Raw genomic sequence first — 18,411 nt, forward strand, 5'->3', positions numbered from 1 at the left:
TTATGGTCTGCGTCCTTCCCGGACAGAATTAGCGTTTTCACGGCGAGAGTGGGGCCTTCCCCGCTCTTTTTTGTCTGGTGAAATCACGAATTTTTTATGATCAGCGAACTCAAAGCCCTTTTCGACTATTACGAGAAAGAGAAAGGAATCGACCGTCTTAAGATGGTCGAGGCCCTGTCACAGGCATTGCTCGCCGCTTCCAAGAAAAGCATCGGGCCTGCCCGCGAACTCCGCATCGACATCGATCCTGACAAGGGGACGATCAAGGCCTTTGCCAAGCTGATCGCTGTGGAGAATGTGACCAACCGCTGGGAGGAGCTGCCGCTCGCCCTGGCCAAGCGTTTCAAGAAAAACGCCGAGATCGGCGACGAGATCGAGGTGGAAGTCACCCCGAACAACATGGGCCGCATCGCCGCGCAGACGGCCAAGCAGACCATGCTGCAGCGCCTGCGCATGGCGGAGAAGGAGAATCTCTACGAAGAATTCAAGGACCGCACGGGCGACGTCGTCAGCGGTGTGGTGCGCCGTTTTGAAAAGTCGGACGTGGTCGTGGACCTCGGCAAATTTGAAGGCGTGATGACCTCGAAGGAGCGCGTCTCCACCGAGGACTACACCCCCGGAGACCGCATGCGCTTCTACGTGAAGGCGGTGGAAAAGGACAGCGGCCGCGGCCCGGAGATCATCCTCTCCCGTGCGCACCCGAACTTTGTGCGCCGCCTGTTTGAGTTTGAAGTCAGCGAGATCGGTGACCGCACCGTGGAGATCGCCAGCATCGCCCGTGAGGCCGGCTACCGCACCAAGGTGGCGGTGCACAGCGCGGACGAAAAGGTGGACCCCGTGGGCGCCTGCGTGGGCCTGCGTGGCGCACGCGTGAAGAACATCGTGCGCGAGCTCAACAACGAGAAGGTGGACATCATCCGCTGGAAGGCGGACCCTGCCGAGTTCGTGCGCGAGGCGCTCAAGCCCATCAAGGTCATCTCCATCCAGGTGAACCCCGACAAGAAGGAAGCCCGCCTGACCGTGAGCGACGAGGACCTCTCCAAGGCCATCGGCCGCCGTGGCCAGAACGCCCGCCTGACCTCCCGCCTCGTGGGCATGGACCTGATCATCGAGAAGGATGAGCACGCCGCCGAAGTCTTTGAAGGACAAATGGGCAGCGCTGTGCATCATCTGGTGGACGTGCTCGGCATCACCGAGAGCGTCGCCCGCCAGCTGACCCAGGGCGGCATGGGAGACCTCAAAACCCTCGCCACCGGCGTCGATGTCTCGGACATCGCCGAGGTGCTGGGCGGAGACGAGGCCCTGGCCCAGCAGATTTTCGACAAAGCACATGCTTCCTCCCTGGAGTAGCCCCTGTGCCGCCATGACAACGCTTTCAAACCAACCCCCAACTCACGACAAGCCAGCCTCCCCCGCCGCCGCTCGCCCGATCTCATTCTCTCATGTCCAGCAAACCCTCCTCAGCCAAAAAGAGCAAGTCCCCCTCCGACGAAGTCGTTGAGGAGGCCGTACCTGCCGACAGCGCCAAGCCGAAAAAAGATACCAAGGCGAAGGTGTTGTCATTGATTGAGGAAAAGAAGCCAAGGACACGAAGCGCGGCCAAGGAGGGCTCAGTCCTGCCGCCGCTGGGAGCCAGAAAGCCCGCCGCACCGGAGCCCGCACCCGCAGCACCTGCCGCCCCCGCCAAGCCGACGGTGGACGAGCAAAAGGCCGCCGCGCTGAATCTCTTTGAGGATGACAAGCCCAAGGTGCGCCGTCGCCCGGCCGTCGAAAACGCCGCGCAGAGCGCGCTGCCGCCCATCTCCCTGCTGAAGGAGGAGCCCGCGCCGCCAAAGCCCATCGTGCCCATCGTGCACGCACCGCCTCCAGAGGCGCCTGCGCCGGAGTTTGAGCTCAGCGAGACGGGGGAAAAGATCATCCACCTCAAGCCCCCGGTCCTGGTGAAGGACCTGGCGGAAAAGATGGGCATCAAGACCTTCCGGATCATTTCGGACCTCATCCCCTTCAAGATTTTCGGCAACGCAGACAAGGCCATCGACATCGAGGTGGCCGAAAAGATCTGTGAAAAGCACGGCTTCAAGCTGGAGCGCGACAAGCGTGAAAAAGGCGGCGGCGTCCACAAGGTGGAGGAAGTCATCGTCGAGCCCGTGGCGCAGGTCGTTGAGGAGGTGGAGGAGGACAAGCTGGAACTCCGCGCCCCCATCATCACCTTCATGGGCCACGTGGACCACGGCAAGACCTCCCTGCTCGATGCCCTGCGCAAGACGCAGGTCACCGCCGGTGAGGCGGGCGGCATCACGCAGCACATCGGCGCCTACTGCATTTTCCACAACGGCAAGCCCATCACCTTCATCGACACCCCCGGCCATGCGGCTTTCTCCGCCATGCGCGCCCGTGGTGCGAATGTGACGGACATCGTCGTGCTCGTCATCGCTGCGGACGACGGCATCATGCCGCAGACCAAGGAGGCGCTCAGCCATGCCAAGGCCGCCGGCGTGCAGCTCATGGTGGCGCTGAACAAGTGCGACCTGCCCACCGCCAACGTCATGCGCGTGAAGAGCCAGCTGCAGGACATCGGCCTCGCGCCGGTGGACTGGGGTGGCGAGATCGAAGTCATGGAAGTCTCCGCCAAGACGGGCCTCGGGCTGGACAACCTGCTCGAAACCATGTCCCTCCAGGCCGAAGTGCTGGAGCTCAAGGCAGACCCCAAGGCCTCCCCGCGTGCCACCGTCATCGAATCCTCCATGGTGGCCGGCAAAGGCCCCGTGGCCACCGTCATCATCGGCCAGGGCACCCTCAAAGTGGGCCAGCCCTTCATCTGCGGCCCTCTCTGGGGCAAGGTGAAGGCCATCATCAACGACCGCGGCGAGTCCATCAAATCCGTCCTCCCCGGCATGCCCTGCGAGGTCATCGGCTTCAGCGACATGCCCCATGTGGGCGATGAAGTGGTGGTGATGAACAGCGAGCGCGACGTGAAGAAGCTCAGCGAGGAGCGCCTGGAGGAGATCCGCCAGAAGAAGCTCAGCGTCCCGCGCCGCTCCACCCTGGAGCACCTCTTTGCCAGCATCGAGGACAGCAACAAGAAGGCCCTCAAGATCGTGCTCAAGTGCGACGTGCAGGGCTCCGTGGAGGCCGTCTCCAAGTGCCTCACCGACATCCAGAGCGACAAGTGCAACCTCGACATCCTGCACAAGGAAGTCGGCGCCATCAACGAGTCCGACGTCCTCCTGGCCAGCGCCTCGGACGCCATCATCATCGGCTTCAACGTCAAGGTGGAAAACAAGGCCCTCACCGTGGCCAAGCGCGAGACGGTGCAGATCAAGCTCTACTCCATCATCTACGAACTCATCGACCAGGTGAAGGAGGCCATGGCGGGCCTGCTCGACCCGATCACCCGCGAGAAGGTCCTCGGCCACGCCCGCGTGAAGCAGGTCTTCAAGGTGCACAAGGGCTTTGTCGGCGGCTCCGTGGTCACGGACGGCATCATGAACCGCAAGCAGCGCGCCCGCGTGCTGCGTGACGGCCAGGCCGTGTACGACGGCGGCTTTGAGACGCTGCGCCGCTTCCAGGACGAAGTCAACGAAGTGCGCAACGGCCTCGAGTGCGGCATCAAGCTCTCCGGCTTCAGCGACTACGAGGAAAACGACGTCATCGAGTGCTACGAGCTCGAAAAAATCGCCCAAACTCTCTGATCACGTTTGTCGTATCAGGTTTCTGGTCCGCAGCGTGCCACCCACGCTGCCGGCCGGAGCCTGAACCCCGCCCCTTTTACACTGCCCTATGTCCCTCCGAGTCGACAAAGTACGCGAGCTCATCCGCCGTGAGCTGAGCACCATCCTCGAGAAGGATTTCCGCAGTGAGAACTGCCTCGTGACCATCCATGACGTGAGCCCCACGCCGGACATGCGGCAGTGCTTTGTGTATGTGGGCGTCATCGGCAAGCCCCACCAGCAGGACGCCGCCATCGAGCGCCTCACCAAGGCGCGCGGCTTCATCCAGCGGGATCTCTACAAGCGCGTGAAGCTGCGCAGCAGCCCGCAGCTCTTCTTCCGCCTGGACAAGTCCGTGGAGCGCGGCGTGCCCCTGCTCAACATCATCGACAACCTCCCCCCACCCATGGCCGACCTGCCTGCGGAAGGGGAGGAGGGGAAGGATGATGAAGGGAAGGGCAAGGCTGGGAAGCAGTAGGCGAAGAGGCCTGCATGGCCGGAGCCTGCAGATGGAGGCACCGGGCTTCAGCAGGCCGGGCCTGTTTTCGAAATGCCCTGCACACGCTGCGACATCAGCGCGCATGGCGTTTCTTGTGCCGACTCTGAATCTCGGCGAGTTGCTGCTGACGGTCCGGGTCTTTGAGATGAGGCAGGCCGGCAAAGATCTTTTCCGCCAGGGGATTGTCTGAACTGGCGAGCGCCGAGAGCGCGGAGGTGGCGTTGATGCTGGCGGCGGTGCCGGGCTGCCTGAGGTACTGCGTCAGCAGGGCTGACTGGGCGGCTGTCCATTCCGGCAGATTGAAGAGCCAGGGGTAACGCAGGCAGGTGCCTCTGAGGCTGTCGGTCTGCGCTCGGGCCAGGACGGCCCAGATTTCCAGAGCGAGCCTGGGATCGAACTGCACACGGTCCAGCATCTGCCTGAGGGTGGCATTGAGCTTTGTTTCATCCTTCTCCTGCAGCGACTGGAGAAACGCGGCGCGGTCCAGCAGCAGCCCCTGCGCGAATTTGGCGGCCTCTGTGCGTGTGCGTTCTGACTTCGCCGTGCGCAGTTTTTCCAGGAGGGGGATCAGGCGTGTCCTGACTTCGGGGGTGACCACGCCTTTCACGGCCACCAGACGGCGCGTGCTGGCGGTGTCCTCGCCTGGCTGCGGGCCGTTGTGGGACTGGTGTTCGAGCTTTCGCAGCGCCCAGTAAGCGGCTTCGTCAGAGCCGCTCTGCATCGCCGCCTCGATGAAGTCGATGGAGTACCAGGCGTGCAGGGCTTGCAGGGCTGCTTCACGGGTCGGGTCCGTGTCGTGGTAGCTGGAGCTCGTGCCCATGCATTCCAGCACCTCCGGCGGAAAGCTGGCGATGAGCCGCTCCAGCGCCGCCAGACCTTGGCCGGTCGTCGTCAAAGTGCGGGTCGCCTCCTCCATCAGGCGGCGCGGCTCGCCTTCGAGGGCATTGCCGGAAACAATATGAATGCCGGAAGCACCCGCCTGGGCGGCCACGAGCCAGGGGAGGCACAGGAGCGTGAGCAGTTTCATGAGGCGCATCATGTCAGGCGGGCGTTTAAGCAGGAGGGAAAGGTGAGGCATGCATGCCGGCATCTTGTGATACGGCGGCGGAAAGGAAAGCCTTGGGGCGGCTCCATGGCTGGGCGTGTTTTTCTGCACCCGCTGCAACCTTCTTCATGGGGGGCGCGCGAAATCATCGACCACCTGCTCCCGCCCATGGCCGACGCGCCTGCGCAAGGGAAAGGGCAGGGGGCTGAAGCGAAAGAGGGAGGCAGGAGCAGCCCTGCGCAAAGAAGCACCGGGCGGAGAAGATGCCGGGGAAATGCACACATTCATCCCGCGCGCCGTTTAGTACCCTTTTCCCCAGCCATCCCACCCCATGCGCCTCATCCTCACCACACTCGCCCTCCTGCTGCTGGCCTCTGCCCACGCTGCCGAGGCACCGCCGCAGGTCACCGTCAGCCACATCCGCCGCATCTTTCACAACGGGGAGCACAATGCCTTCACGGACCTCGTGCGCTTTCGCGGCCAGCTCTACCTCTGCTTCCGCAGCTGCCCGGACGGCCACATGGTTTTCAACACCGCCACGGCCATCGTCATGCGCAGCGCGGATGACGGTGCCACGTGGACGCAGGTGCACCGCTTTGCCGTGAAGGACCGCGACACGCGTGATCCCCACTTCCTCGTCTTCAAAGACCGGCTCTTCGTTTACACCGGCACCTGGTGGAGCGGCCCCGGCAGCATCCAGCCCAAGGACTACGACATGAACAAGATGCTCGGCTTCGCCACCTGGAGCGACGATGGCACGCAGTGGAGCGAGCCCGAGCTGCTGGAGGGCACCTTCGGCCTCTACATCTGGCGCGCCGCCGCCTCCGGTGGCAAAGCCTACCTCTGCGGCCGGCGCAAGCCGGGGTATGACATCGGCCCCAAAGGCGAGGGCGACAAAGTGCAGTCCCTCCTGCTGGAAAGCGACGACGGCCTCATCTGGAAGAAGCGCGCCTACTTCGCCGAGACCGCCGGAGACGAAACCGCGTTTCTCTTTGAGCAAGACGGCAGCCTGCTCGCCATCGGTCGCCATGGCGGCGGCAAGAACGCCCTCGTCATCCGTTCCCAGCCACCCTTCACGGAGTGGAGCCGCCAAAGCCTCGACCGTCCCGTGGGCGGCCCGCTCGTCGTGAAATGGGGAGCGCACACCCTCGTCGGCGGACGCAAGACCACCAAAGAGCAGGGCGCCAAGACCTCGCTCTGCTGGCTCGTCGGCGATGCCCTGCAGGAGTTCGCCGAACTCCCCAGCGGCGGCGACAATTCCTACCCCGGCTTTGTCCAGCTCTCAGACAAACGCGCCCTCGTCTCCTACTACTCCAGCCACGAAAAAGACGCCGCAGGCAAGACCATCACCGCGATCTATCTCGCGGAGCTGACGCTGGAGTGATGGGGGGATTTGTGTGCCCGGTGATGTCCGCCCAGCGCAAGCCGGCAGTAGCACGGGCAATCCTGCCCGTGTCGGGCGCTCTCTTCGCGGGCAGGATTGCCCGCACTACTTCCCGCTAAGCACACGCCCCAGCCCTCATTCCGTCGGCAGTGTCTTCTTGATGCGTTCCCAGGACGCCTGCACCACCGCATGCGTGGGCGTGGGGCAGGAAAGCTCGTCTGAATAAGCCTGCAATTTCGGAGCCGCCGCCAGGCTGTGGCGCAGCTCCGCCACGAGCGCCGCCAGATCCTCCCGGGTGAAATACTGGTTCATGCTTTCGATGACGCACACGTAGCCCTCCGGCGTCGGAAGCGAGGTGCCAGGAATTGTGAAACAAAGGCGGGGGCGAAGGATTGCGCTGCAGCGCCGCATGCATCGTCTGGCAGTTCTGTTGTTGCTCAAAAATGCAGTGCGATTCTCATCACAGGGCGTTGGAAATGTTTCAGCAGACCGCTAGGGGATTGTGTGCTTGTGCGCATATCCGATGCGAATCAAATGGAAGATAAAACCTGCAGTCAAGCAGCCTCTCACCAGGTGCTGCCCGAACTGCTGAAGCGGAACCCGACGATGCCATAGCAGGACTGAGAAAACGATCACAAAACTGCCAACTGCCCACCACAGATGACGTAAAGGAAGGCTCTGCAGTGCTGCTGCGTCAGCTCTCAAAACACCTTTGGCTGCGTAGTTGACATAAGCAGCGGCTGAAAACAGGAGGAAGCTGGCGACAGCCCAAAGCCATGCCTCAAAAGAGGATGTCCTTACGATAGGAATCGCTTCTGAGGAGCTTCGCGCCGCAATGGTCGTAACCATCGCAAATTCAGACAAACCAAGCAAAAATGGGATGAGGGAGTCCAGGATGTCTATCCGCCATGTGAAGGCGATGCAGCTTATGGCATACTCCTGCCATACAGCAACGATGGATATCAGAACGACCATCGAGTCAAGGATGGTGGATGTACTCACTCGTCCTGTTTTAAAGTACTCCTGAGTTAGCGTCTGAAAAAGGTATCCGGCCGCCAAGGACTGGATGATGCTGGCAAGCGTTAGATAGACGCTGCTAAAGCCGTCTCGGAATAATTGGTCGAATACTGACATGGCCTAAGCGGAGAGAGCAGGGTGGGTTAGACAATTACAATCTATTTTGAGCTTTATCCTTAGCGTAAAATTGCGCGGCAAACACCATGCCGGGCATTATGGGCCATGCAGTGTTTGGCGGTCCCTTTCAATCATGCCCAGCCGCACGCCCGAAGGCGGGTTTGGAAGGAGGCTGAGATTTTTTCAGGATCCGTTTATCACGGCGCATGCATCTCTTTAGAATGCTGGCATGTCTCCCCTCATGAAACGCTTCTTCCTCCACCTGGTTGTCCTTCTGCTTGCCGCCTGTTCGGAATCCAAGAAGGATGCGCAAGCCGCAAGCGGACAGCCGGCGGTGAGCACGACCGATCTGCCGGTGGTGGTGCTCGGTGGCCCGACCTGTGCTGAGTTTGTGAAGGGGCTGACGTTGGCCGGGGTCTCCAAGGCACAGGATCTGAGCCGGGAAAGCCTGGCCGGGAAAGCCGCCGCGCTGCATGCCGCCTCGGTGGCGGTCATCCTGGTGGATGCGACGGAGGGGCCGCTGCCGGTCACTCGCGAAGACGTTCTGCTCACGCGGCAATTTTGCCGGGGCACGGTGGTGATCGGGTTTTCCAAATCAGCGTTGGTCGAGGATGCGGAACTGCTCGATCTGGAGGAAATGGAGGTGCGTGACCTGCTGAACAAGTACGATCATCCAGGTGACACCGCCGCAGTTGGTTTTGATTCAGAGTCTGCCCGGACAAAACAACCCAAAGGTTTTGCAGCGCTGGCGGTCTTGCTGTCGAAAATGCGGCCCGCTGACCCTCCGCGCGCAGCCAGGCCCGCACAGCAGGCGGCCGGGGCGGAACTCTACGTGCTGGCTGATTTGGAGGCGTTCAAGCGAGGCCTGATCCAGCCTGTAAGCAGCGGAGGCTGTCAGTTGATCTTCGGAGACAAGGTCGTGCCCTGCACGCTTCAGACTCCGCAGGCTGTTCAGCCGGGTTCTGCTGGGAAGGTCACGCTGGCCTTTCCCGAGCCCGTGAGCTTTCGTGTTGGCGACCGCTTTGTCATCGGGGTGGAGGATCATCTGACCGCAGCGGGCCGCATCGGAGATGTCACGCGCTGAAGGAAGCCGGGGCGCGTCTTGGGAGACGTGGCGTCCACGGGAGCCAAAGCAAATTTGGAGTGCGGCTGCCTAGCGAGGAACGAGCGGAGCTGCCGCTTTCGAGCGTCTTGTGGCTTTCATGGGACGTCCAGCGTGCGGGAGCCTCATGGCATGCGGGGGCTGCTGCCTTCGAATATTTCGTGGTATCCGCCTGCTGTCCGGCCTGCGGAAAGCGGTAGCTGCGTTCGTTCCTCACTTCGCGACCGCGTTGATTCGCTGCGCTCACCCTGCGGGCGCCTTGCAGTCGTCTATCTCCACTTCGTTACGGTTCCAAATGGGGCTGCCGCCCCCGCGCCGGGGCCAGACTTCAACGAATTCAACCATTTCAACGGGGGTGTGTGTCACTCCCTGCGTCTGCCGGGGCCAGACTTCAATGAATTCAACCATTTCAACGGGGGTGTGTGTCACTCCCGCGTCTGCCGGGGGAGTGACTTCAACGAATTCAACCATTTCAACGGGGGTGTGTGTCACTCCCTGCGTCTGCCGGGGCCAGACTTCAATGAATTCAACCATTTCAACGGGGGTGTGTGTCACTCCCGCGTCTGCCGGGGGAGTGACTTCAACGAATTCAACAAATTCAACGGGGGTGTGTGTCACTCCCGCGTCTGCCGGGGGAGTGACTTCAACGATTTCAACAAATTCAACGGGGGCTGGAGTGTTCGTTCATTCCCAGGTGAAGGTGTAGAGGGTGTGTTTGCCAGATTTGGTCATCACACACTGCTGGCGGGAGATGAGGTGGGGGATGATCTCGCCGTAGAGCTTGGAGGGGGTGAGCGCGCCGATGCGTCCGGGATTGGAGGCGAAGCGGCGGGTGAGCTCGCTGCGGGTGTAAACGGCGCGGTGCTGGCCGGGTTTGACACTGTGATCTCCAATGATCTGGGCCAGCAGCCATTCGGCGGTGTCGTCCACCTGGATGCGGCGGCTCATGCCTTCGAGCTGGATGAGCGCGTCAAGGCAGCCGTCTTGATGCGCCTCCGCCAGCTCCAGGATGTCCGGGGTGATGGTGAAGGGATCGCTGGTGCTGCCCCGGGCCCAGCGGCAGGCCTGGAAGATGATGGCCAGCTTCAGGCAGCGGGCGGGGGACTCATTGAGGCTGGAGAGCAGGCTCTCATCTCCGATGGTGTATCCTGGTATGGATTCGCAGCGGGCGCGGTTGCGCTGCTGCAGGCCCACCCAGTAGTGCTTGGCGGCCTTGGTGAAGCTGTCCCTGCCCACGGTGCCTTTGAGCGTGGTCAGATGGCGGAAGAGGTCGGTCAGGTTTTGCAGGTCGTCTCCTTCCAGGCTTTCCGGCCACCAGATGTTACGCGTCTGCCGGGTGGCCACGTAGAAGCCGAAGCGGCGGCGCAGACCGCAGCCGGCGGCTATTTGATCCAGCCGGGCCACGCCAAAAGTGCTGCCAATGCAGAGGCTCAGCGTGGCCTGCTCGATGTGGCGCTGGGATTCGCCATCACCGTGGCTTTTGCCTTCGCGCAGGAAGTTCTGGTGCCAGGGTGAACCATCGTAGAGGCCCAGGTAGCGTGCGGAGACCTCGCGCCCGAAGGACTGCGTCTCCCAGCTGCGCAGGATGGTGTTTCCTTCATCCTCAAACTGCAGGCGGTGGGGCTGCTGCTCAAAGGTGTCAAACAGGGCCGAGTCGCTGGCGTTTCCACCGATGAAGTCCTCCGGCGTGAGGAGGTTCCGGGCGATCTTGATCGCGGGTGCAAAGGTGGTGCCTTTGCGCAGGCCGGCAGGACAGGCCAGGAAGTTGTAGATCGTCAGCGGCTTCTGGCTGCCGAAGTTCAGGGTGACATGGGGTGTGAGGAGCTTGCCACACAGGGCCAGGATGGGTGCCACGATGAGGCCGTCCGGCAGCTCTGAGACATTGCGTGTGAAGTCGCGGTAATCCTTGAGGATGGAATCCTCCGGGATGGGGTGCTCGCGAGTTTTCTCACCTCCCTCCGTTGAATTTGTTGAAATGGTTGAAGTGTCCTTCTTGGGGATGGCTGGAGACACACACTCCCCCGTTGAATTTGTTGAATTCGTTGAAGTGTCCTCCTTGGGGATGGCTGGAGACACACACTCCCCCGTTGAATTTGTTGAATTCGTTGAAGTGTCCTCCTTGGGGATGGCTGGAGACACACACTCCCCCGTTGAATTTGTTGAAATCGTTGAAGTCTGCGCGCATGCCGGGGCCGGTTTGACACCACCCTCCATTGAAACGGTGGAAACGATGGAAGTCTGCGCGCCTGTGGTGGCTCGGGGTGTGTGCGTGAATCCTCCCGCAGGTGTCGCTGACGTTACCGCTGTTTCTCGCGCAGCAGGCTCTGTGCGTGTGCCTCCCTCCGGTGAATGGGGGGAAGGTGGGGGCGTTTCTGCGCTGCCGGGCGGCTCGGGTGTGGCCCAGCCGGGCGCGGGGGCGTCCACGGGGCGCAGGTGCTGCGTCCAGTCGGCGGAGGGGCGGAAGGCGGGGCGTGCCATCAGCACGGCGGCGGCGTCTGTGAGGCCCGGGAGGGCGGGGGCGGGGTCGGGCGTGTGCTGGGCGGCGGAGTCAGGATGGGATTTCGTGTTCATGGCAAGGCAGGATTTGAAAAGGGTGGGGGGTGTAAGGGGGCTTCGGCAGCCGGGTTCGGGTGTGTTAAGGTGTGGTATAAAGGTGCAGAATGTGGTATCCGGGGTCATGATAGTCGGGAGAAGAGGCTTTCCAGGATGGGCTGGCGGTCCGCCTCCGGGAGCTGGAGGACTTCGCCGAGGTCTTTGCAGGGCGCGGGCAGCAGGTGCACGGCGGCCTGCACGCCGGCGGCGCGGAGGTCTGCCAGCCAGGTGGCCCCGGCGTCCAGGCCTGCCTCGTCCGTGTCCGGGAGGAGGTGCACCTCCCGGCCGCGCAGCCGCTCCAGCAGCCCGGAGTCCCGCGCAAAGCGGGCGCTGGCGCCGGTGGCGGCCAGGATGCTCCACGCGTGCGGGGTGTCCACCAGCAGCATGGCCGCGAGGCCTTCGAGCAGGCCCACGGCGTCCTCCACCAGCAGCACGTGGGTGGTTTCGCCCAGCCAGCCCTGCCCGATGAAGGCGCCCTGGGAGCCGGAGAGGTTGCGCGTCTGGATGCGCGAGCCGTCGGCCTTTTCCAGCGGCTTGCCGTCCAGCCGCCGCACCTGCGCAAAGGTGCCCTCCGTGATGACGAGGCAGCGGTGCCCCTGCACCTGCGCCACACGGAGAAAGCCGTGCCGGTGCGCGAGGTCCACCGCGTCTGGCAAGAGGCCGCGCTGCTCCGCCACGGCGCGGATGTCTTCCCGCGTGAGCGGGTGAAACTCCGGCCACATCTCGCGCAGCCAGCCGATGTCCTCGGCGGGGGCAGGGGCTGTGGCGCCAGCCTCCGGCAGGGCGGGTGCTGCGGGTGCAGGGGCTGCTGCGGGGCTCTGGGAGGAGGCATGGGTCTTATGGGGTCTATCCGGCCTGTCGGGCCTATTTCCGGCCTCCGCCCCCTGGGGCCGCTGGGCCTCCAGCAGGTACCCCGCAGGCCGCTCCGTGCTGGCGGCGGCGGTGCGCAGCAGGTGGCGCAGCTCCTTTTCCTGCCAGGGCGGCTGGCAGGCTGCATTCCAGCGGGTGAGCAGGGGCAGGGCCTCCGGCTCGGAGAGGCCAAAGCCGCGCACCAGCGCCAGGGCGGCCCTGGCGGCGGCGGCCTGCGCCCGCGGCCCGGAGATGGAGGCGGGCACCCTCGCCAGATAGGCGCTGGCACGCTCGGTGATGGTTTTCATCGTGGGAAGGGATGGGCGGTTGGGGGGGGGCTAGGCGTTGCGGGTTCCCGGATTTGCTGCCCACACCTCGTGCTGCAGCAGCGCGGCATAGACCTTGGCGCTGTCAAAGCGGCAGTAGCCGCGCACCTTGACCATGGGCACCGTGCCTTCGCGCACCCAGCTGTGCAGCGTGCGGCGGCTGATGCCCAGCCGCTGCGCCATCTGCACCTGCGTCAGCAGCTCCGGCGGCGTGCCGGGTGCCTGCGCAGCGTGTGCGGTGGCGGCGGCTGCGATGTTTGTCTTCGTTTTCTTTTTTGTGTTCGTTTTCATGATGCGGTCGTTGTTTTTGATGATTTTGAATGATGGATCGTGGTAGCTATGCGGTATCTTGTGGCATCAAACGGCCGCGCCTGGGCATGGGCATGCCGGGAGGGTGCGGGGGCCGCGTGAGGCCTGGGGTGGCGGTTTGGCGGCCGTTCAGGGCCGTCAGGTCGGGCGCCGGGTGCGAGTGTCAGAGTTCTTCACTGCTTCATCGCTGTCATCACCGCCGCAGGCCGCGTTCTGCACGCCGGACTGCAACAGGAATAAGAATGTCTTGGGTCCGAATTTGGAAATGCAAGGAGATATTTTGGAAAAAGCTGGAGGCAGGCCGCACCGCTGTGCGAGAGAGGTCTCCATGTGGCCCGGTTTGGCCCCGCATGGCAGCGTGTGGCAGGCCCCCACCCGCGCAGGGCGGAGCCTTTCCCCAGGCGGTCTCCGCAGCGGCCGTGGCAGCCTCGCGTTTCCCCTCTCAGCGCCCCGCTCCAGGGCCCCAGGGCACCGGCACATGCCCCCTGCAAACTTCCCCCCGCTGCTGCATCTTCACCTTGCAGCCTTGCGGCGGTGGTGCTTTGTGAATGCCCCCCGGATGCCAGCCAACTCCACCACCGCCGAAATCGTCGCCGCCATGCGCTCCGCGCAGCGCATCGCCGTGGTGGCGCATGTGAGGCCGGACGGCGATGCCGTGGGCTCCGTGCTCGGCCTCGCGCTCAGCCTGCGCGCGCTGGGAAAGGACGTCATCGCCATGCTGGAGGACGGCGTCCCGGCCAATCTCGCCTTTCTCCCCGGCACAGACACCGTCATCCAGCCCGGCACCGAGCCGCTGGGGATCGACCTCGCCATCGCGCTGGACACCGCCACGCATGAGCGCGTGGGGGAGAAAACCAAGGCCCTGCTGGATGCCGCGCCGCTGCTCATCGACATCGACCACCACCCCGCCAATCCCGGCTACGGCGCGCTCAATCTCATCGTCCCCACCGAGCCCGCCACCGGGCAGATCATTTACGATCTCCTCAGCGGGCACGGCCTGCCCATCGACGACGCCGTGCGGCAGAATCTCTTCATCGCCATCTCCACGGACACCGGCTCCTTTCAGTACTCCAGCACAAATGCGCGCACGCACCGCATCGTGGCGGAAATGATGGACGCCGGGCTGGACACCGCGCGGCTCGCGCAGCTCATCTACCAGAGCTACCCCGTGCGCCGCCTGGAGCTCATGCGCGACATGCTCAACCACATGGAATTCCGCGCGGAGGGCCGCATCGTGAGCTGGCAGCTCAAACAGGCCGTCATGGACGCCGCAGGCATGCAGCCCGGAGACACCGAGGGGCTCATCGACACCCTGCGCATGATCGACAGCGTGGTCGCCTGCGTCATCTTTGAAGACATCCCCGGCGGCAAGGTGCGCGTCAGCTCGCGCTCCAAGGACAGCCGGCTCGATGTCTCCGCCGTGTGCGCCCAGTTTGGCGGCGGCGGCCACCGCATGGCCTCAGGCGCACGCATGAGGGGCCCCATTGAAGCAGCAGCAGACAAATTTTTGCAAGCACTCGAACATGAAGTCAGACGAATTGATTAGCGGCGTCCTCCTGGTGGACAAAGACCAGGACATGACCTCCCACGATGTGGTGGCCGTCGCTCGGCGCTGCCTGAACATGAAGAAGATCGGCCACTGCGGCACGCTCGACCCCATGGCCACCGGCATGCTCATCCTCGTATTAGGAAATGGCACACGCCTCTCTGACCTCCTCATGTCTGAGGACAAGGAATACGTCGGCACCCTGAAGCTGGGCCAGACCACCAACAGCCAGGACGCCGAGGGCGAAGTGGTGGAGGAAAAGCCCGTGCCCGCAGACCTCACGCTGGAGCAGGTGAAGGCCGCCTTTGACAGCATGCGCGGAGATTTCTACCAGATGCCGCCCATGGTCTCCGCCATCAAGGTCGGCGGCGTGCCGCTCTACAAGCTGGCCCGCAAAGGCCAGGAGGTGGAGCGCGAGCCCCGCTTTGTGCGTGTGTACGACTACGAGATCACCCGCTTTGAGCCGCCGTATGTGGACTTTCGCGTCGTGTGCAGCAAAGGCTTCTACGTCCGCACGTATGCGCACGATGTGGGGCAAAAGCTCGGCTGCGGCGCGCACCTCAGCGCCCTGCGCCGCACCCGCTCCGGCCACTTCAAGCTCCAGCCCGGCAAGTACGTCACCTTTGACCAGCTCAAGCAGGGCAAGAAAGACGAAGTCCTCGCCGCCATGCTCACGCTCTACGATGTGAGCAAGCTGCGCGGCGCGTGAGTGGCGCGTGAGAAGTGAAAAGGGTTCAGTGAAAAGGGGTAAGTGAAAAAGGCCGGGCCGCGCTTCCTATGAGCCGCCGCTCCGGCCGTAGGTTGGGTGCGGTGGGAGCGTGAGGGATCGGGACGATCCCTCTCCGCCGGAGGGGGATCATCTTGATCCCCGCACAGGGCGCGTGTTTGCGCGATGAGCGTGCGTGTTGGGGAGGTGTGGAGTGCGGGGAGGTTGGGTGTGGCGGGGACGCGAGGGATCGGGACGATCCCTCTCCGCCGGAGGGGGATCATCTTGATCCCCGCACAGGGCGCGTGTTTGCGCGATGAGCGTGCGTGCTGGGGTGGTGTGGAGTGCGGGGAGGTTGGGTGTGGCGGGGACGTGAGGGATCGGGACGATCCCTCTCCGCCGGAGGGGGATCATCTTGATCCCCGCACAGGGCGCGTGTTTGCGCGATGAGCGTGCGTGCTGGGGTGGTGTGGAGTGCGGGGAGGTTGGGTGTGTTTGGCGTCGAGCGCCCGCCTTCGCTCGTAAGCTTCCTCCGCCAAACCGCCCGACTGCGAGGACGCTCGCAGGCCGGGGCGCATGCAGCCCGCACACAGACGGCCGGGCTGACGCCACAGCCGTCCTACGGCCCTGCAGCCCTGCGAGCCTTGGCAGTCCACCCTGGAGCCGCCACTCCGGCCGTAGGTTGGGTGTGTTTGGCGTCGAAGACTTTCGCCTCCATCCACAGCATCCTCCGCCAAACCGCCCGACTGCGAGGACGCTCGCAGGCCGGGGCGCATGCAGCCCGCACACAGACGGCCGGGCTGACGCCACAGCCGTCCTACGGCCCTGCAGCCCTGCGAGCCTTGGCAGTCCACCCTGGAGCCGCCGCTCCGGCCGTAGGTTGGGTGTGTTTGGCGTCGAACACTTTCGCCTCCATCCACAGCATCCTCCGCCAAACCGCCCGACTGCCAGGACGCTCGCAGGCCATGGAGCCAGCCGTACGCTGATGGACGGCCGGGCTGACGCCACAGCCGTCCTACGGCCCTGCAGCCCTGCGAGCCTTGGCAGTCCACCCTGGAGCCGCCACTCCGGCCGTAGGTTGGGTGTGTTTGGCGTCGAGCGCCCGCCTTCGCTCGTAAGCTTCCTCCGCCAAACCGCCCGACTGCGAGGACGCTCGCAGGCCATGGGGCCAGCCGTACGCTGATGGACGGTCGGGCTGACGCCACAGCCGTCCTACGGCCCTGCAGCCCTGCGAGCCTTGGCAGTCCACCCTGGAGCCGCCGCTCCGGCCGTAGGTTGGGTGTGTTTGGCGTCGAAGACTTTCGCCTCCATCCACAGCATCCTCCGCCAAACCGCCCGACTGCGAGGACGCTCGCAGGCCATGGAGCCAGCCGTACGCTGATGGACGGCCGGGCTGACGCCACAGCCGTCCTACGATGCCCAGAGCCCGCCTGCGTGAAGTCCCCGCACCGAGGTCCGGCAAAGGCCGGTGAAGAGCAGGGGAGCCATGGAAGTCATGCCCAGACCCCGCGTGCACCCGCATTCCGGCCCATTTTCCATCCCCAGCTCCTCCATCCCCAGCTCCTCCATCCCCAGCTCCTCCATCCCCAGCTCCTCCATTCCCAGCTCCTCCATTCCCAGCTCCTCCATCCCCAGCTCCTCCATCCCCAGCTCCTCCATGGCCTTGCCCCGGCCTGCGCCTTCCTTGCGCATCTCCGCCGCTTTCTTGCCCCCGTGAAAACTTCAGGCAGGCCGCACTGTTTTAGATGGCACAGCCCTATCCGGCTGTTCCCACCATGAAACACCGCATCCTCCGCCACGGCGCGGCTCTGTTCCTCCTCGGGCACTCCAGCACGGCTGGCTTGGCACAGGCCCCCGCCGCACCTGCGGTTCCCACCACCCCGGCGGCGGCCACGCCAGCCCCCGCCGCCGCTCCTTCCCCGGCCACTGCCGCCGCCAAGACCCCGCCCACGCCCGCGCAGGCCATCCTTAAAGTACGCCTCGCCGGGCAGACGCAGCGCGCCGCCCTTCTGGCAGCGGAAATCCGCAGCGCCGATCAGCGCATCGAGTCCCGGTTTGACGACCTCCTCACCACCCTCCGCGCCGTCAGCGACTCCAAAGACTCCCACACCAAGGTCACCCGCATGAAGGAGGAGACCATCGCCAGCCTCCAGCAGGCCATCACCTACTACCAGCAAAAGCGCGCCTGGCTGCAAGAGCAGATGGTCCGCCCCACCTATAATCTGACCCAGACCCAGAAGCAGCTCATCGGCAACGAATTCGAAGAGCGCATCGAAAAGCGCGTGCACCAGATCGTCGAGCTCTACAAGACCTTCCCCAAGCACGAGGACTTTGAGCGCTACAAAGCCGTCGGCCACTACCGCTTTGGCGGCGTCCGCTACGTGGACAGCGAGGACTACCGCCAGAACCTCCGCCTCTCCAGCCAGACAGACACCATGCGCCAGAAGCTCATCAAGGACATCCAGGCCAACATTGATCACCTCGAGCAGGAAAACCGCACCCTCACAGACATGGCCGCCGCCGCCGCCAGCACCGAGCTAGGCGAAGTCTATGGCGAAGAGCAGCGCAAAAACGAGCAGCTCCGCGAGCACCTCAGGCAGGACCTCGCCACCGTCATCAGCAGCCCCGGCGTCCCCGGCCGCCCCATCAGCGGCCAGGAAGCCCAGGCGCTCGACAAGATGCTGCACCACTCCATCGACGCCCTGCAGGCGGAGTTCACACGCCTCTTTTCACGCTATGCCGAATGGCTCGCCGCAGCCTCCGCTGTGAACACCCTGCGGGCGGCCGCAGACAGGCCCTGAAGCCACGCAGCACAAGGCCCGCGCCCATGCACCGCGCGCATCACATCCGGCATGCATGGTATTCCATGGTATAAAATACCCGTACAGGCCTCTCCCGAGGGTAAAACGCCCCGTTTGGGCCCCAAAACCCGCCTCCAAATCCTCGGAGGCTCATTTTTTTTGCATTTTATTGCACAATGATGTTGCACGGGTCTGAAGGTGAGTTACTATCCCGACCCGCAGCGAAAAACGCGGGCTGAGAAAAAGAAGATTGAGAAGCGAAAAGCGGCTCATGAAACTTGGAATCAGAAACGATCTTTTAGAAAACACAGAAGCAGCGGAACGAGGGTCAAACCGAGTTTCAGCTGTTCGAAAACAGAAAGCTAAATTGTGCGCTGCGCGAATAAGTGCGCAGGCATCTGTGGTTTA

15 protein-coding genes are annotated in these 18,411 nt (G+C 63.7%); 8 read left to right on the plus strand and 7 right to left on the minus strand.

The window, feature by feature from the left end; translation table 11 throughout:
• Window positions 1-96 precede the first annotated feature (96 nt).
• The 3 genes from nusA (at window position 97) to rbfA (ending at window position 4,188) form a co-directional block, all read left to right on the plus strand.
• Window positions 97-1,350: a transcription termination factor NusA gene (gene nusA, locus ACFQDI_RS21665; protein ID WP_377170851.1), complete on the plus strand. Its 1,254-nt coding sequence runs from the start codon at window positions 97-99 to the stop codon at window positions 1,348-1,350.
• Between the two features lie 92 nt (window positions 1,351-1,442).
• Window positions 1,443-3,692 carry a translation initiation factor IF-2 gene (gene infB, locus ACFQDI_RS21670; protein WP_377170853.1) on the plus strand — a complete coding sequence of 750 codons (2,250 nt, stop codon included), beginning with the start codon at window positions 1,443-1,445 and terminating at the stop codon, window positions 3,690-3,692.
• 88 nt (window positions 3,693-3,780) lie between these two features.
• Window positions 3,781-4,188 carry a 30S ribosome-binding factor RbfA gene (gene rbfA, locus ACFQDI_RS21675; protein ID WP_377170855.1) on the plus strand — a complete coding sequence of 136 codons (408 nt, stop codon included), beginning with the start codon at window positions 3,781-3,783 and terminating at the stop codon, window positions 4,186-4,188.
• 94 nt (window positions 4,189-4,282) lie between these two features.
• Here the strand turns inward: rbfA and ACFQDI_RS21680 are convergent, their stop codons facing one another.
• Entirely contained in the window at window positions 4,283-5,236 is a 954-nt protein-coding gene (locus ACFQDI_RS21680; protein WP_377170857.1) for a hypothetical protein, read from the minus strand.
• Between the two features lie 349 nt (window positions 5,237-5,585).
• On the opposite strand from ACFQDI_RS21680, the gene ACFQDI_RS21685 reads away from it, so the two are divergent.
• Window positions 5,586-6,638: a sialidase family protein gene (locus ACFQDI_RS21685; RefSeq protein WP_377170859.1), complete on the plus strand. Its 1,053-nt coding sequence runs from the start codon at window positions 5,586-5,588 to the stop codon at window positions 6,636-6,638.
• A 135-nt stretch (window positions 6,639-6,773) separates the two neighbouring features.
• Here ACFQDI_RS21685 and ACFQDI_RS21690 read toward each other — a convergent pair whose 3' ends face one another.
• Both ACFQDI_RS21690 and ACFQDI_RS21695 read right to left on the minus strand, forming a co-directional pair.
• Window positions 6,774-6,950 carry a hypothetical protein gene (locus tag ACFQDI_RS21690; RefSeq protein WP_377170861.1) on the minus strand — a complete coding sequence of 59 codons (177 nt, stop codon included), beginning with the start codon at window positions 6,948-6,950 and terminating at the stop codon, window positions 6,774-6,776.
• Between the two features lie 180 nt (window positions 6,951-7,130).
• Window positions 7,131-7,772: a hypothetical protein gene (locus ACFQDI_RS21695; RefSeq protein WP_377170863.1), complete on the minus strand. Its 642-nt coding sequence runs from the start codon at window positions 7,770-7,772 to the stop codon at window positions 7,131-7,133.
• 241 nt (window positions 7,773-8,013) lie between these two features.
• On the opposite strand from ACFQDI_RS21695, the gene ACFQDI_RS21700 reads away from it, so the two are divergent.
• Complete coding sequence (locus tag ACFQDI_RS21700; RefSeq protein ID WP_377170865.1) at window positions 8,014-8,856, plus strand: hypothetical protein; 843 nt, start codon at window positions 8,014-8,016, stop codon at window positions 8,854-8,856.
• A 702-nt stretch (window positions 8,857-9,558) separates the two neighbouring features.
• Here the strand turns inward: ACFQDI_RS21700 and ACFQDI_RS21705 are convergent.
• The 3 genes from ACFQDI_RS21705 to ACFQDI_RS21715 all read right to left on the minus strand — a co-directional run bounded on the left by ACFQDI_RS21705 (window position 9,559) and on the right by ACFQDI_RS21715 (window position 12,932).
• Window positions 9,559-11,445: a DUF3987 domain-containing protein gene (locus ACFQDI_RS21705; RefSeq protein ID WP_377170867.1), complete on the minus strand. Its 1,887-nt coding sequence runs from the start codon at window positions 11,443-11,445 to the stop codon at window positions 9,559-9,561.
• A 104-nt stretch (window positions 11,446-11,549) separates the two neighbouring features.
• Window positions 11,550-12,623, minus strand: coding sequence for a hypothetical protein (locus ACFQDI_RS21710; RefSeq protein ID WP_377170869.1), 1,074 nt, complete (start codon window positions 12,621-12,623; stop codon window positions 11,550-11,552).
• A 30-nt stretch (window positions 12,624-12,653) separates the two neighbouring features.
• A complete protein-coding gene (locus ACFQDI_RS21715; protein ID WP_377170871.1) occupies window positions 12,654-12,932 on the minus strand; it encodes a helix-turn-helix domain-containing protein in 279 nt (92 codons plus the stop codon).
• 577 nt (window positions 12,933-13,509) lie between these two features.
• Between ACFQDI_RS21715 and ACFQDI_RS21720 the strand changes: the two genes are divergently transcribed.
• Together ACFQDI_RS21720 and truB are read left to right on the plus strand one after the other, a co-directional pair.
• Window positions 13,510-14,496 (plus strand): DHH family phosphoesterase, encoded by a 987-nt coding sequence (locus ACFQDI_RS21720; RefSeq protein WP_377170873.1) that lies wholly within the window; start codon window positions 13,510-13,512, stop codon window positions 14,494-14,496.
• Window positions 14,474-15,205, plus strand: coding sequence for a tRNA pseudouridine(55) synthase TruB (gene truB / locus ACFQDI_RS21725; RefSeq protein ID WP_377170875.1), 732 nt, complete (start codon window positions 14,474-14,476; stop codon window positions 15,203-15,205). Before ACFQDI_RS21720 ends, truB begins: the two co-directional genes overlap by 23 nt.
• 1,407 nt (window positions 15,206-16,612) lie before the next feature.
• Here the strand turns inward: truB and ACFQDI_RS21730 are convergent.
• On the minus strand, window positions 16,613-16,894 hold the full coding sequence (locus ACFQDI_RS21730; RefSeq protein ID WP_377170877.1) for a hypothetical protein: 282 nt from the start codon (window positions 16,892-16,894) through the stop codon (window positions 16,613-16,615).
• Window positions 16,895-16,977: 83 nt separating this feature from the next.
• Between ACFQDI_RS21730 and ACFQDI_RS21735 the strand changes: the two genes are divergently transcribed.
• A complete protein-coding gene (locus tag ACFQDI_RS21735) occupies window positions 16,978-18,003 on the plus strand; it encodes a hypothetical protein (RefSeq protein ID WP_377170879.1) in 1,026 nt (341 codons plus the stop codon).
• The last annotated feature ends 408 nt before the right edge of the window (window positions 18,004-18,411 follow it).

Source organism: Prosthecobacter fluviatilis (assembly GCF_042655725.1).
Classification (GTDB): Bacteria; Verrucomicrobiota; Verrucomicrobiia; order Verrucomicrobiales; family Verrucomicrobiaceae; genus Prosthecobacter; species Prosthecobacter fluviatilis.